The sequence below is a fragment of the Pseudomonas sp. FGI182 genome (assembly GCF_000511325.1).
GTDB lineage: Bacteria > Pseudomonadota > Gammaproteobacteria > Pseudomonadales > Pseudomonadaceae > Aquipseudomonas > Aquipseudomonas putida_Z.
In genome coordinates this window covers 4,703,565-4,718,632 of record NZ_CP007012.1, presented here as the reverse complement: position 1 = coordinate 4,718,632, position 15,068 = coordinate 4,703,565, and the positions used below count along the sequence as shown (strand labels likewise).

The following is a 15,068-nucleotide window of genomic DNA, read 5'->3' as shown; positions in this document are numbered from 1 at the left end:
CTCGCGAAGAGGCCGGTGCTGGCTAGAACAGTACTTTGGCCACGTCGGCAAAGCGCTTGGCGAAATGCACGGTCAGGCCTTCGCGCAGGTAGTCCGGCAGCTCCTCATAGTCCCCACGGTTAGGCTCCGGCAAGATCAGCTCGAAGATCTTCTGCCGCCGCGCCGCAATCACCTTCTCGCGCACACCGCCAATCGGCAGTACCTGCCCCGTCAGGGTCAGCTCGCCGGTCATGGCCACGCCCTTCTTCGGCGCCTGGTCTCGGGCCAGCGACAGCAGGGCGCTGGCCATGGTGATGCCGGCACTCGGGCCGTCCTTGGGCGTGGCGCCTTCGGGCACGTGCAGGTGAATGAACGCTTCGTTGAAGAAACCAGGGTCACCACCAAACTGCTTGAGGTTGGAGCTGACGTAGCTGTAGGCGATTTCGGCCGACTCTTTCATCACATCACCCAGCTTGCCGGTCAGCTTGAAGCCGCGGTTGAGGGTGTGGATGCGGGTGGCTTCGATCGGCAGCGTGGCGCCGCCCATGCTGGTCCAGGCCAGGCCGGTGATCACGCCTTTGCCAGCCAGTACCTGCTCGCTGCGGAACACCGGCATGCCGAGCGCGGCTTCCAGGTCCTTGGTGCCGATCTTCAGTTTGGCCTCGGGGTTTTCCAGCAGCTTGACCACGGCCTTGCGCACCAGCTTGCCCAGTTGTTTCTCCAGCTGGCGTACCCCGGCTTCGCGGGCATAGCCTTCGATCACCGCGCGCAGGGCGCTGTCGCTGATGCCGAGGCTGGTCTTGGCCACGCCGGCCTTTTCCAGCTGCTTGGGCCACAGGTGGCGCTTGGCGATGGCCAGTTTCTCTTCGGTGATGTAGCCGGACAGGCGGATCACTTCCATGCGGTCGAGCAATGGCCCGGGGATCGAGTCCAGGGTGTTGGCGGTGCACACGAACAGCACCTTGGACAGGTCCAGGCGCAGGTCCAGGTAGTGGTCGAGGAAGTCGACGTTCTGCTCCGGGTCCAGGGTTTCCAGCAGCGCTGAAGCCGGGTCGCCCTGGTAGCTCTGGCCCATCTTGTCGATCTCGTCGAGCATGATCACCGGGTTCATCACCTCGACGTCCTTCAGGGCCTGCACCAGCTTGCCGGGCTGGGCGCCGATGTAGGTGCGGCGGTGGCCCTTGATCTCGGCCTCGTCCCGCATGCCGCCGACACTGAAGCGGTAGAACGGCCGGCCGAGCGATTCGGCGATGGATTTGCCGATGCTGGTCTTGCCTACCCCGGGCGGGCCCACCAGCAGCACGATCGAGCCGCTGATCTCGCCTTTCCAGGCGCCCACGGCGAGGAATTCGAGTATGCGCTCCTTGATGTCGTCGAGGCCGGCGTGGTGCTGGTCCAGGACCTTGCGTGCATGCTTGAGGTCGAGCTTGTCCTTGCCGTACACGCCCCAGGGCAGGGCGGTGGCCCAGTCCAGGTAGTTGCGGGTGACGGCGTATTCGGGCGAGCCGGTTTCGAGGATGGCCAGCTTGCCCATCTCTTCGTCGATGCGCTTGCGTGCCTGGTCCGGCAGGGTCTTGCCTTCGAGGCGCTGCTCGAACTGCTCGAGGTCGGCGCTGCGGTCGTCCTTGGTCAGGCCCAGCTCCTGCTGGATGACCTTGAGCTGTTCCTTGAGGAAGAACTCGCGCTGGTGCTCGCCGATCTGTCGGTTGACCTCGGCCGAGATCTCGTTCTGCAGGCGCGCCACCTCGACTTCCTTGCGCAGCATCGGCAGGACCTTTTCCATGCGCTTGAGCATGGGTACGCAGTCGAGTACCTCCTGCAACTGGTTGCCGGTGGCCGAGGTGAGGGCGGCGGCGAAGTCGGTGAGCGGCGACGGGTCGTTGGGGCTGAAGCGGTTGAGGTAGTTTTTCAGCTCTTCGCTGTACAGCGGGTTGAGCGGCAGCAGCTCCTTGATCGCATTGATCAGCGCCATGCCGTAGGCCTTGACCTCGTCGGTCGGCTCGGCTGGCTGACGCGGGTATTCCACCTCGACGAGGTACGGCGGGCGGTGGTGCTTGAGCCAGGTACGGATGCGTACACGGGTCAGGCCCTGGGCGACGAACTGCAGCTTGCCGTTTTCGCGGCTGGCGTGGTGCACCTTCACCAGCGTGCCGTACTGCGGCAGCGCCGATGTGTCGAAGTGGCGGTGGTCTTCTGGCGGGGTATCCATGAAGAACAGGGCCAGGCTGTGGTCTGGCGACTTGGCCACCAGGTCGAGGGTTTCTGCCCAAGGGTCTTCATTGACGATGACCGGCAGCACCTGGGCCGGGAAGAACGGGCGGTTGTGGATCGGAATCACATAGACCTTGTCCGGCAGCTGCTGGCCGGGCAGGGCGAGGGCGTGGCCGGTTTCGGCCTGGGGAGTGGTGTGTTCGACTTCGCTGTGTTCGTCGGGATGTTCCGGGAAATCCTGCTGGTCGCTCATGGGGCACCTGCGTGAATGACTATGGTGCTTAGATGGGGCGGGGGGGGATGGGTTTCAATGGTAGATGAAGGGTGCAGAGAGGAGTGATGCCTGTACCGGCCTCTTCGCGGGTAAACCCGCTCCCACAGGTACGGCGCCGAGCTTGGGGGCAGCGCCATACCTGTGGGAGCGGGTTTACCCGCGAATGCGGCAGCAGGTTCACTGCCGCATCTCTGGATTACTCAGCCAGTTTGTAAGCGATGATGTAGTCGCCCATCCTGGTGCCCAGCGAGCCATGCCCGCCGGCAGTCACCAGCACGTACTGCTTGCCATCCTTGCCGCTGTAGCTCATCGGCGTGGCCTGGCCACCCGCTGGCAGGCGGGCTTTCCACAGTTCCTTGCCGTTGTTCACGTCATAGGCGCGCAGGTACTGGTCCAGGGTGCCGCTGAGGAAGCCGACGCCACCGGCGGTGACGATCGAACCACCCATGCTCGGCACGCCAACCGGCAGGCCGATCGGCACCGGGGTGCTGTCGCGGGTGGTGCCGTTCTTGTGCTTCCACACCACCTTGTTGGTGAACAGGTCGATGGCGGCGACATAGCCCCAGGCCGGGGCCTGGCACGGTACGCCCAGTGGCGACATGAACGGGTGCATGGTCACCGCGTACGGCGCACCGGTGTTCGGCTGCACGCCGCTGGTCTCGCTTTCGCGCTTGCTGCCCTCGGCCACCTGCTCACGCGGGATCATCTTCGACACGAAGGCCATGTAGTTGGGCGAGGTGAACAGCAGTTGGCGCACCGGGTCGACCGACACGCTACCCCAGTTGAACACACCGACGTTGCCCGGGTAGATCAGCGAGCCTTGCTCGGACGGCGGTGTGTACTGGCCTTCGTAACGCAGTTCGCGGAACTGGATGCGGCACAGCATCTGGTCGAACGGCGTGGCGCCCCACATGGCCTGTTCGGTCAGTTCAGGGCCGAGCAGGTTGAGGTCGGAGCGGGCCTGGGTCGGCGAGGTGTGGTCGCCTTTCACCGCACCTTGCGGGGTGGGGATCTCGCGGATCGGCACGATCGGCGTACCGTCGCGGCGGTCGAGCACGTACAGGCTGCCTTGCTTGGTCGGCACGATGATTGCCGGCTTCACGCCATCGTCGGTCTTCAGGTGGACCAGGGTAGGCTGGCTGCCGACGTCCATGTCCCACAGGTCGTGATGGGTGAACTGGTAGTTCCAGCGAGCCTTGCCGGTGGCAAGGTCCAGGGCGACCACGCCGGCGCTGTACTTCTCGGCACCCGGGGTGCGGTTTGCGCCCCACTGGTCCGGGGTCTGGTTGCCCAGTGGCAGGTAGATCATGCCGAGGTCTTCGTCGACGCTGGCGATCGACCACATGTTGGCCGAGTTGCGGCTGTACATCTTGCCGGGAGCCAGTGGCTGGGTGTCGTCCGGGTTGTTGCTGTCCCAGTTCCACACCAGGTGGCCATCGTGCACATCGTAGGCGCGGATCACGCCGGATGGCTCATTGGTCGACTCGTTGTCGGTGACATGGCCACCGATGATCACCAGGTCTCGGGTGACCGCGGCTGGCGAGGTGGAGTAGTAGCCGCCGGCGGTGAACGGGCCGATGCCGGTGGTGAGGTCGATCACGCCCTGGTTGGCGAAGCCTTCGCAGACTTTACCGTTATCGGCGTTGATGGCGATCAGGCGGGCGTCTGCGGTGGGCAGGTAGAGGCGGCGCGGGCAGGCCTGGGCCACGGCCTGGCCGGCGTCGGTAATTTTCGGTACCGGGCTGCCGTCGCGGCTGACGTAGCGGTTTTCGTCATAGTACGAAACGCCACGGCAGGTCATGTGGGCGAAGCCCTTGAAGGTGCCGACCGGGCTCTTGACCTGCGGGTCGTAGCGCCAGATTTCCGCGCCGGTGTCCGGGTCCAGGGCCAGCACGCGGCTGTGCGCGGTGCAGGCATAGAGCATGCCGTTGACCTTCAGCGGGGTGTTCTGGTTGGTCAGCTCCACCGGGTCGTTTTCGGTCGGCAGGTCACCGGTGCGGATGCGCCAGGCCTCTTCCAGGCGGTAGGCGTTCTGCGGGGTGATCTGGCGCAGCGGCGAATAGCGGTCGCCGTGCTCGGTGCGGCCGTAGGCCTGCCATTCGCCGTCGGGCATGGCCGGGGCGGCGCTGGCCATTTCGCTGCTGTCGCGGCCCAGTTCGCCGAACACTTCACCGGGGTGGGTGAACTGGCTGCCCAGGGCGCAAGCGCCCGAAGCGACCACTGCAATGCCGAGCAGCGCAGTGTTGGCCGTGTTGGCCGGGCCGATCAGCGGGCGACGCGCCCAGGGCAGCAGCAGGACCACACCGATGGCAAACCAGATGGCCAGGCGCGGTACCAGTTGCCACCAGTCCAGGCCCACTTCGAGCAGGGCCCACACGGTGCTGCCCAGCAGTACCAGGCCGTACAGGCCCAGGGCGATGCGGCGCTGGGCCAGCAGCAGGATGCCCGACAGGGCAAAGCCGATACCGGCGATCAGGTAGTACAGCGATCCGCCCAGCTGGCTCAGCTTGATGCCGCCGGCCAGCAGGGCCAGGCCCATCAGCAACAGCAGCGCGCCGATCAGGCGCGGTAGCCAGCGGCTTCCATTGTTGGCACCTTCAGTGCTCATCGTAGGTTCTCCGTCAGGTCAAAAAGGGGGTTAGAAACTGCTCTGGATCTTCAAGCCGCCGATCAGGGCGCCATCGACCTGCGACACCCCGCCCGGGTGGCGGATGTACTGCAGGTTGGGGCGGACCGTGAGCCAGTCGGCCAGGTGGATGCCGTAGTACAGCTCGGCGCTGTACTCGGTGTCCTGCACCGGCAGGAAACCGGGGTTGTCGTAGTCGTAGAGGCCGGCGGCCTGGTTGGCCAGGCGCGCGTTCTTGCGATAGGCAGGGTTGACGTGCACACGGGCCAGGGCGAAACCGATGTCGTCCTTGGCGCGGGCGTCGAAGGGCCCTTTGTATACCAGTCCTGCCTGCACATAGTTGTCGATGGCATTGGTCTTCTTGTCGTGCACCGTGGCGTTGGCGAACAGGCTCAGGCCACGCGACTGGTCGGACGCCAGCGAAGTCACCTGCTGCTGGGCGCCGAGCCACAAGCCGTGCTTGCTCGAACTGCTGCGGTAGGCGGCGCCGCTGAGGGCTGCCGGCTGGCCGTTGCTGTCCTTGAGAACATCCTGTGCCTTGGCATTACTGTAGTAGTAGCCGGCGCGATATTCCCCTTTCAGACCATTGACCTGTGGACTCCATACCAGTTCTATCGGCATTACCGCGCCTTGGGTGCCGCTGCCGCTGAGCTTGAAGCCGTTGCCCGATTCCAGGTTCGTGGGGTTCTGCTCGAACACGCCGACCTGGGCGTAGAGCGCGTCGCTGAGGTTGTAGCGCACGCGCAGGGCCCACTGGCTGACCGGCCAGTTGTACCAGATGCCGCCCACCCAGTTGCCTACCTGCGAGCCGCAGAAGGCCAGGTTCTGGAAGTCGCACGGGAAGCTGTTGAAGTCCTCGCCTTCGCCGAAACGGCCGAATTTCACGTCCAGTGCGCCATCGAAGTACTTCTGCTTGATCCACATCTGCGTCAGCCGCCAGGTTTCGCCACGGCCCCATACCTCCTGGGCCGAGGTGAAGCCGCCGACACGCGGGTCGTTGATGCGGTCGTTGCTGATGTTGTCGCCGTGGCGCTCGGTAATGGTCAGCTGGAATTCGGTGTCGTGCCAGCCAAGGATCTTCTCCAGGTCCAGGTGGCTGCCGAAGGTGAACTGGTCGCTGTAGCGCGCGGTGCGGTCGTGGTCGTAGCCACCATGCAGGTTGCTGCCCATCTCGCCGGTGTAGCCGAGGGTGAAGTCGTAGCCTTTTTCCAGCAGTTCGCTGCGGGTGCCACCCCAGTCGCCGAGCATCCAGGGGGAGTCGCTGGCGAACATCTCGCTGGCGCCGGTGGGTGCCGCCAGGGCGCTGAGGGCAAGGCCGATGTAACAGGTTCTGGGCAGTTGGAGCATGAGATAGCGCTATCTTTTGATTATTGAATAAACGGCAAGCGCATCGAAGGGCGGGCCCTTCAATGGAAATGACGACAAGATGGTTTCGGTGAAGCGATTCAGCTTGCGGCGGGGAGGATATAGGGGAAGTTGTAAGAAAAAAAGACAAATTGTCGCAGTGGATTGTTGCTGATATGGCAACAGTCCAGAGCTTGCGAGCTCTTTGTGGGAGCGGGCGCGCCCGCGAACACCGGCGGAGCCGGTGCCATCCACCGTGTCGGCTTCTTCGCGGGCATGCCCGCTCCCACAGTTACTGATTTGCAATCAGAAGGTGGTACGCAGGCCCACTTCCACACTACGCCCCGGCGCCGGGGCGATATCGCGCAGGATCGAGCTGGCATAGCGCACGGTCTGGTCAGTCAGGTTCTCGCCGCGCACAAACGCCAGCCACTGGCTCTGGCCAACTTCGAAGCGGTAGCCAACGCTGGCCCCCAGCGTGGTGTAGCCATCGGTGCTGGTTTCGTTGGCCGGTTTGCGATGCTGCGACGCAGCATGCTGCACGTCGACCCGCGCCTGCCAGCGGTCCAGCTCCCAGACCAGGCCGCTGTTCAGGCGCAGTGGGGCGATGCGTGGCAGCGGCTCGCCACTGTCGAGGTTTTTCGCCCGGGTGTAGTCACCGGAGAGCTCCAGGGCAAAGCTGCCATAGCGGTTCTCGGCCAGTTGCCAGCGGTCCTGGGCCTCGATGCCATAGAAGCGCGCCCGCACGCCCTGGTACTGGTATTCCGGGAAACCGTCATGGTCGTGATCGTGGTCATGGTCATCCTCGCCATGGTCGTGGTCATGCCCCTCGCGGGTGTTGCCGGTGCCGATCAGGCCGATGTAGTTGCGGAAGTGGCTGTAGAACACCCCGACACTGCCCTTGTGGGTGCCGTTGTCGAAACGCAGGGCCAGGTCGGCGGAAATGGCCTTTTCCTTGTTCAGGCTGGCATCGCCGACTTCAAAGGCTCCGGTGGCCACGTGGGCACCATTGGCATACAGCTCGTAGAAGGTCGGGGCGCGCTCGGTGTAGCCGAGGTTGGCGGCCAGCGACCAGATCGGGTCGAGCTGGTACACCGCCCCGGAAGACAGGCTGAAGGCGTTGAAACTGCTGGCGCTGTCGGCGTCGGCGAAGTTCTCGTTGCCTTTGGCATCCGGGTCGACCCGGGTGTGCTCCATGCGTGCGCCCAGGCTCAGGTTCAGGCGCTCGGTGGCTTGCCACTGCTCCAGCATGAACAGCGCCAGGCTGTCGGTGTCGGTGTGCGGGACGAAGGCTTCCTCGCCCAAGGCGGAGAATTCGTTGCGGCTGACCTGGGCGCCGATCACGCCTTCTACCGGCCCGAGCGGTTGGTGGCGGGCTTCGATACGTGCTTCATAGCCCTTGTTCCTGAAGGTGGTGTGGACTTCGCCTTCTTCTATTTCACGGTGCTCGTAGTCGGTGTAGCCGGCATCGACCTTGACCGAAGTGAATGGGCCGTCCAGGTCACGCAGTTCGGAGGCGAAGGCGTAGTGGTCCTGCTTCATGTCCAGGCGCACACCTGGCTCGGCCACCGAGCCATAGTTGCTGTCGTAGCGGCTGTACGACAGGCCGGCGTAACCGTGGTCCCAATGGTAGGCGCCACCCACGGCGCCACCGTCCTGGCGGCCGTCGCTGTTTTCCAGGCGGTGCTTGCTGCCGGGTTCGTCGGCGTCGCGCACCTTGGAACTGCGCGCGTAACCGGGGATGCGCAGGTCGTTGAACTGGCGGCTGTTGGCATCCAGGTGCAGGGCGAAGGCACCGTTGCCGGCCTCAAGCTTGCCAGCGCTGCTGCGGGTGGTATCGGCGCCACCGTAGCGCAGTTCACCGGCACCTTGGATGCCCTCGATGGGGGTATCCGGGATGCGATTGTCGAAGGTATTGACCACACCTCCGATGGCGTTGCCGCCGTAGAGCAGGGCAGCCGGGCCACGGACGATCTCGACACGGTCGACGGTCACCGGGTCCAGCGGCACCGCGTGGTCGTAGGACAGCGATGAAGCATCCAGGGCGCCGACGCCATTGCGCAGGATGCGAATACGGTCGCCATCCAGGCCACGAATTACCGGGCGACTGGCGCCAGGGCCGAACCAGGTGGAGGCGACCCCAGGCTGCTTGTTCAGGGTTTCACCGAGGCTGCCGTGCTGCTGTTGCAGCAGGTTGTCGCCTTCGAGCACGGTGCTGGGTGCGGCCAGCTGGCTGTTGCCCAAAGGGTTGGCGGTGATGACCTGGGGTTCGAGTTCTACGGCGTGGCTGGGTGATGCGGCCAGCCACAGCGCGACGGCGAGGGGAGAGAGGCGAAGCGGTGTGTACAGCATGGGAATGGGGCGTTCCTTGGCAGATGCTTTTGTATTGTTACAATATAACATCTCTATTTCAGCACAGAGGTTTTGCGCCTGGCCAGCGGTTTTTCTGTCGACTCACCTGATCCCACCCACCACTACACTCGTGTAAGGTGCGCATCTTTCCTACGGAGCACTGGCATGAGCACGGCCCAACACAACGCGCTGCACGGCAAGACCCTCGAACAGATCCTCACCGAGTTGGTGGCGCACTACCAATGGCAGGGCCTGGCCGAGCGCATCGATGTGCGCTGCTTCAAAAGCAACCCGACCATCAAGTCGAGCCTGACCTTCCTGCGCAAGACGCCGTGGGCACGGGAAAAGGTCGAGCAGCTGTACGTGAAGCTGCAGCGCCAGGCCTGACATGCCGCGCCGTCCCTGGCTGACCGGCATGGCCGTGCTGGGTTGGTTCGGCCTGGCCGTGCAGGTGTACCTGGTGCTGTTGGCGCGTTGGCAGGAACAGGCGAGTCTGGTGGGGGGCCTGATCAATGTGTTCGGGTATTTCACCGTGTTGACCAATACCCTGGTGGCAACGGTGCTCAGTTATGCGGCGTTCGGCCGGGAAGGCCGTGCCAGGCGCTTTTTCCTGTCGCCTGCGGTGAGTTCCGCGGTGGCCGCCAGCATCGTGCTGGTGGCATTGGCCTACAGCGTGCTGTTGCGTCACTTGTGGCAACCGCAGGGCTGGCAATGGCTGGCGGACGAGTTGCTGCACGATGTGATGCCCGTGCTATATGCCTTGTACTGGTGGTGCGAGGTGCCCAAGGGCAGGTTGCGGCTATGGCATCTGCTGGTCTGGGCGGTGTACCCGGCGACGTATTTTGCCTACGCGCTGTGGCGGGGGAGCGAGATTGGCGTGTATGCCTACCCGTTCATCGATGTGGCGAGCCTGGGGTATGGGCAGGTATTGCTCAATGCCCTGGGGGTGTTGGCGGGGTTCTGGGGGATTGGGCTGGTGTTGCTGGGGCTGGACAGGTGGCGGGGGCTGCACAGATTGGCTTGACCTGCACTGGCCCTATCGCCGGCAAGCCAGCTCCCACGAGTACAGCGTTGATCTCTAGGTTGTCGCTGTACCTGTAGGAGCGGCCTTGTGTCGCGAAAGGGCCGCAACGCGGCCCCAGGATTGATGCGCAACAGTTGAAATTGCTGGGGCTGCCTTGCAGCCCTTTCGCGACACAAGGCCGCTCCTACACCCCTCAGCGTTCAAGGGCTGCGCGATTCCTGTGGGAACTGGCTTGCCGGCCAGTGCAGGCAATAAACAATCATTCGTCGTCCGCAGTCCCGTCGGCACGCCAGTAGGCCACAGCCTTGAGCGCATCCTCAGGCAAACCTTTCTCCAGCAACAGTGCCTTGGCCTGCCGGGTCAGGGCTTTTTCCAGTGCCACCCAGCCATACAACCGGCCTTGCGGCAAGGTCAGGTTCTTCACCAGCGCCAGCAGGTCTTCCTGTTGGCGACGTACCCAGATCACTTCCACCTGTGCCTTGCTCGGCAGTGGCTGGCGTTCCCGCTCGTCATCGATCTGGATAACCGCCAGTACCTGGCGGCCCGCTGGCAATTCCTCCAGGCGGCGGCCAATGGCCGGAATGGCGGTTTCGTCGCCGATCAGCAGGTAGCTGTCGAAGATGTCCGGCACCACCATCGAAGCCCGCGGCCCGGCAATGTCCAGGGTTTGCCCGGGTGCAGCCTGGGCTGCCCAGGTAGAGGCAGGGCCATCGCCGTGCAGCACGAAGTCGATGTCCAGCTCATTGGTCACCAGGTCGATGCGCCGTGGCGTGTATTCGCGCATGGTAGGCCGCGCGCCACCTTCTCGGCCCAGGTTACGAGCCTCGATGGCTTGCTGTTGCTCCGGCGTTTCGGCAAACAGCAGCTTGATATGGTCGTCGCTGCCCACGCTGGTGAAGCCCTGCAGCTCGGCCCCCCCGAGGGTGATGCGGCGCATGCGCGGGGTCAGTTCGGTGACCCGCAGCACCTGCAGGCGGCGTTGGCGGATTTCGTGGTTGACGCGGTGAATGGTGTCACTCATGGGGTGTCTCCCTGACAGGTTCGGCCGGCCCGGAGGCGATGGCCTTGGCGGTGTGGTTGAGCAGCTCGCGGACCCGCTCGATTTCTTCCGGTGTCCAGCGGCCACTGTGCATGTGCAGTGCGTGGCGCAGGTTGCCGACCGCTTCATGAATCTCTGGTGGGCGGTCGTGGCCGCGCAGGGCGCGCTTGCTGACTTCGATGCGCATGCGCACGCCGTCCAGTGCGACGGCCTGTTCGGCCAGGGCGGTGCGGCCGGCTTCGGTAATGGCATAGAGGCGTTTGCTGCCCTGCACCTGGCCGCTGATCAGCTCGGCCTCCTCGAGGAAGTTGAGGGTGGGGTAGATCACCCCGGGGCTTGGGCTGTAGCTGCCGTCGAACAGGTTTTCGATCTGGCGGATCAGGTCGTAGCCGTGGCCTGGCTGCTCGGCGAGCAGGGCCAGCATCAGCAGCTTGAGGTCGCCGGGGGCGAAGACGCGCGGGCCGCGTTCGCCACGACCTGGGCGCCGCTCGAAGGGGTCATGGGGGGTATGTTCACGCATGGGGGCAGGGCTCCGTCGTTTGCGATATATCTTAAGATATTACTCAAGATATATCTAAAGACAAGCCCTTAATTGCAGATGATTATCATCTAGTTGTTCGATGTATCCCCTTGCGGCGTGGCTGTGTGCATGGCCACCTGCGGCGCTTTGCACTCATTCGGATTGCCCGGTTGCAGGTATGGCATGAGGATCGGAGCCATGCCCTTGAGTACCTGCACCGGCAGCGCCGAGGTGAACTTGAAGGCCTCTGCCGAGCGCCCCGGCACGAACGCGGTCAAGGTGCCGAAGTGGTTGTCACCCAAAAAGAACACGAAGGTGGCGGTACGGTTCAGCGAGCGTGAGCCGATCAGCCGGCCGCCAGCACCAAAGCTTTCGATGCGGTTGTCACCGGTACCGGTCTTGCCACCCATAACCAGTGGCGTGCCGTCCTGCAGCTTGAAACTGCCGGAAATACGCCGCGCGGTACCCGCATCCACCACCTGCGACATTGCGCCTTTGAGGGCGCGCGCCACTTCGACCGGCAGAATCCGCACACCCCGGTCCGGGTCGGTGACCAGCTTGGTTTCGTAAGGCGTGTTGGCAGCGAAGTGCAGGGTGTCGATACGCAAGGTCGGCAGGCGCACGCCGTCGTTCTGGATGATGCCGACCAGTTCGGAGAGGGCGGCGGGGCGATCGCCCGAGCTGCCGATGGCGGTGGCCAGCGAGGGTACCAGGTGGTCGAATGGATAGCCCACGCGCTTCCAGCGCTGGTGAATGTCGAGGAACGCTTCGATCTCGACCATGGTGCGAATGCGGCTGTCACGGGCGCCCTGATGGCGGCTCTTGAACAGCCAGCCGTAAACCTCCTGGCGCTCGAAGCGGCTGGCATTGACCATTTCGGTCAAGGTAGAGCCGGGGTTCTTCAGCAGGTAACCCAGCAGCCACAAGTCCAGCGGGTGGACCTTGGCGATATAGCCCTGGTCGGGCAGGTCGTACTTGCCCGGGCCATAGGCGTCGTACATCTCCGACAGGCGGCCATCGGTCAGTTTGCCCAGGACGATCTTGTCACCCTTGAGGTGGGCGCGGACGAAGGCGTTGAAAGTTTCCTGGCCAGCCTCGGGGAACAGGTAGCGGTGCACGGCCGCCAACCGTTGCGGGGTCACGCGCATGCTATCGAGGAAGGTGTCCAGGCGCTGCTGCGAGGTCTTGCGCTGGTATTTCTTCCAGAAGCGCATCAGGTAGTTGGTGCCTTCCTTGTCGGCGAAACGGGCCAGGTATTCCTGGCGGCGCGGGTCGGAGTCGTCCTTGAGCAGCGGCACGCGGTTGTATGGCTGCTGGTAGGTCACGTAGCGCACCAGGTCGCGCATCAGGCGGATGAACGGCAGGTTGATCGACTCGCGCAATGCATCCTTGAGGGTTGGGTTGCGGCTGTTGTCTTCCTTGCGGAAGTTGTTGAACACATGCATGCCGCCGCCGGTGAAGAAGGCTTCGCCGGTGTTGGCCGAATACTTACGTTCCAGCGCCGCATCGAGCATGGCGTCCAGGCTCTGGTTCTTGCTGTTCTGCGCCAGCCATTCCAGCGACCACTGGCTGATGCGGTCGAGTTCGGCGACTTCGACTTTCTTCAACTCGGCGGCTGGCTTGCCGGCGTACTTGTCGTGCAGTTCGGCGATGATCTCCAGGTAGGTGGTGAGCACCCGCAACTTGGCGGTCGAACCCAGCTCCAGCTTGCTGCCTTCGTTGATGTCGAATGGCTGGTCGGTGCTGTCGGTCTGCACCCGCACCCGCGAGCCGTCAGCGGTGCGCTCGAACAAGGTGAAGCTGTAGCTCACCTGGTCGGTGGTCTTGGCGGTAAGCAGGCGTTCGCCGATCAGGCCGATCTGCGCTGCGAATTCAGGGTCGGCAAGGTTTTTCAGGTACTGGCTGACCTGCAGCTGCAAGTCGGACTGCAGGGTACTGGTGGCCGACACGTCGAGCCGGTCGAGGTCGTACAGCGGGCGGTTGAGCATGGCCGCCAAGCGGTTGCGTGCCAGGCTGATGCCCTTGTTGGTGACGATCGGCACAATGGTCGGTTGCGCCACCCAGTCGCGGTATACCGCCTTGCTGGCCAGTGCCGCGTCGGCCAGTGGCTGCTCGATGACCTTGTTGGCGGTCAGCACGCGGATGTGCGCGTCGGTCAGTTCGGCCAGTTCGAGCCGCCCCTTGGACAGGTAGTGCGACGGCCGGCGCTGGGCAATCATCAGTGACAGCACCTGGCGCAGGGCCAGGCCGCGTGCGGCCATGCTCTCGGGGTCGCTGGCGGTGGAATTCAGGGCCTGGTTGACCTGGTCGAAGTCGGCGCCGTACCACACCCGCAGCCCCTCGGCCATGCCATGCACTTCGCCATGCCCAGGCACTGCCGAGAGCGGCACACTGTTGAGGTAGTCCCGCACGATGCGCTGGCGCGCCTCGGTGGTGTCAGGGCCTCCCTGGTAGGCGCGCACGCTGGCGGAAATCATCTGGCGGATCTTCTCGGCGCCGGAAACGGTCAGGCCGTCCGGTGAATGGCGGTACTTTTCCAGCTGCGTGGCCAGGGTGCTGCCGCCAGCGGACTGGCCGGGCAGGGCCAGGTACTTGGCCACCTGGCTGTAGGCGGCCTTGGCGAAGCGCGGCCAGTCCACGGCCGGGTTGTTGCGCGGGTCCTTGGTGTCGAGCAGGTCGCGGTTCTCGATGAACAGCAGGCTGTTGACGATCACCGGCGGGATCGCCGCAAAGTTCGGGTACAGGTGTTGCGGGTAGTTGTACTGGTACAGCATGTCGCCGCGGCAGTCGGTGATCGACAGGCCAGCCTGGATTTTCTCGATATAGGGGGCGAACAGCCCATGATCGACGTAGTGCATCAACGCCGGCGAGAACTTCACCTGCTCGCTGATCAGGTAGTCGCGCTTGAGCAGGCGCGGCAGGAATTCGCCCAGCGCGCTGTAGCCCAGGCGTTTGTCGAACGGCCCTTCGCCGGGGTAGACGATGGCATCGCTGGGGCCTGGTTGCAGCGAATAGGTGAGGGTGCTGGCCAGCTTGCTGAATTCCCGCGACTGCAGGTTGGAGGTGCGGAATTCGTCATACGCAGCGAAGCCGATGGCCACCAGCGCCACCAGCAGGATGAGGATGATCAGCCGCCACCATAGCCGACGCTGACGGGGGGACTTGGGTTGTGGCGTCTCGGCCGGAGGTATCTCGGGTGCTTCCGTTCTGCTTGGTTCCGATTGCCACAGTGCGCCCATAGTCTTCTATCCGGCCAGGTATTTTCGTCTTGCTTGTCTGAAGCTTAGACGTTGAGCGGGTCAGGTGAAAAATTTGTAAGAGGCGGAGAAAAGTGGCGTAGGGCTATGCGGCTTTGGTGTGGGTTTTTTCGTAAGGCGATATTGCTATGGTGGGCGGGGCGATTTTGGGGCTGCTTTGCAGCCCTTTCGCGACACAAGGCCGCTCCTACAGGAGACCGAGCACGCTTGTAGGAGCGGCCTTGTGTCGCGAAAGGGGCGCGAAGCGGCCCCAGAGATCTTGCTGAATTTTCCTGTTTATACAGCGAAAACCCCTACAACGGTCTTCCTATACTGCTCGCCCCCTTCGCCTTGCCGGGCGCTCTATTCCGGCACACGGGCCGGCCCACAAGGCCAGCTCGGCAAGCCAACGCCACGCCTATCGGCCTGGCCGGTGCTGCACGAAGGTCAAATCCAATAACAA

The 15,068-nt window shown here is 63.9% G+C and carries 9 protein-coding genes; 2 read left to right on the top strand and 7 right to left on the bottom strand.

Annotated features, from left to right (window positions below):
* Positions 1-22 precede the first annotated feature (22 nt).
* From lon to C163_RS20665, 4 genes are all read right to left on the bottom strand, one after another.
* Positions 23-2,443 (bottom strand): endopeptidase La, encoded by a 2,421-nt coding sequence (gene lon, locus C163_RS20680; RefSeq protein WP_025340416.1) that lies wholly within the window; start codon positions 2,441-2,443, stop codon positions 23-25.
* A 217-nt stretch (positions 2,444-2,660) separates the two neighbouring features.
* Positions 2,661-5,072 carry a glucose/quinate/shikimate family membrane-bound PQQ-dependent dehydrogenase gene (locus C163_RS20675; protein ID WP_025340415.1) on the bottom strand — a complete coding sequence of 804 codons (2,412 nt, stop codon included), beginning with the start codon at positions 5,070-5,072 and terminating at the stop codon, positions 2,661-2,663.
* 30 nt (positions 5,073-5,102) lie between these two features.
* On the bottom strand, positions 5,103-6,437 hold the full coding sequence (locus C163_RS20670; RefSeq protein ID WP_025340414.1) for a carbohydrate porin: 1,335 nt from the start codon (positions 6,435-6,437) through the stop codon (positions 5,103-5,105).
* A gap of 303 nt (positions 6,438-6,740) precedes the next feature.
* Entirely contained in the window at positions 6,741-8,786 is a 2,046-nt protein-coding gene (locus C163_RS20665) for a TonB-dependent receptor (protein WP_025340413.1), read from the bottom strand.
* 165 nt (positions 8,787-8,951) lie between these two features.
* On the opposite strand from C163_RS20665, the gene C163_RS20660 reads away from it, so the two are divergent.
* Together C163_RS20660 and C163_RS20655 are read left to right on the top strand one after the other, a co-directional pair.
* Positions 8,952-9,173 (top strand): VF530 family DNA-binding protein, encoded by a 222-nt coding sequence (locus tag C163_RS20660; protein ID WP_003252112.1) that lies wholly within the window; start codon positions 8,952-8,954, stop codon positions 9,171-9,173.
* Position 9,174: 1 nt separating this feature from the next.
* A complete protein-coding gene (locus tag C163_RS20655; RefSeq protein ID WP_025340412.1) occupies positions 9,175-9,810 on the top strand; it encodes a Pr6Pr family membrane protein in 636 nt (211 codons plus the stop codon).
* Positions 9,811-10,069: 259 nt separating this feature from the next.
* On the opposite strand, the gene C163_RS20650 is transcribed toward C163_RS20655, so the two are convergent.
* The 3 genes from C163_RS20650 to C163_RS20640 form a co-directional block, all read right to left on the bottom strand.
* Positions 10,070-10,831, bottom strand: coding sequence for a siderophore-interacting protein (locus C163_RS20650; RefSeq protein ID WP_025340411.1), 762 nt, complete (start codon positions 10,829-10,831; stop codon positions 10,070-10,072).
* Positions 10,824-11,369 carry a PadR family transcriptional regulator gene (locus C163_RS20645; protein WP_025340410.1) on the bottom strand — a complete coding sequence of 182 codons (546 nt, stop codon included), beginning with the start codon at positions 11,367-11,369 and terminating at the stop codon, positions 10,824-10,826. Before C163_RS20645 ends, C163_RS20650 begins: the two co-directional genes overlap by 8 nt.
* 89 nt (positions 11,370-11,458) lie before the next feature.
* Positions 11,459-14,608, bottom strand: a complete 3,150-nt coding sequence (locus C163_RS20640; protein WP_025340409.1) for a transglycosylase domain-containing protein — start codon at positions 14,606-14,608, stop codon at positions 11,459-11,461.
* Between the last annotated feature and the right edge of the window lie 460 nt (positions 14,609-15,068).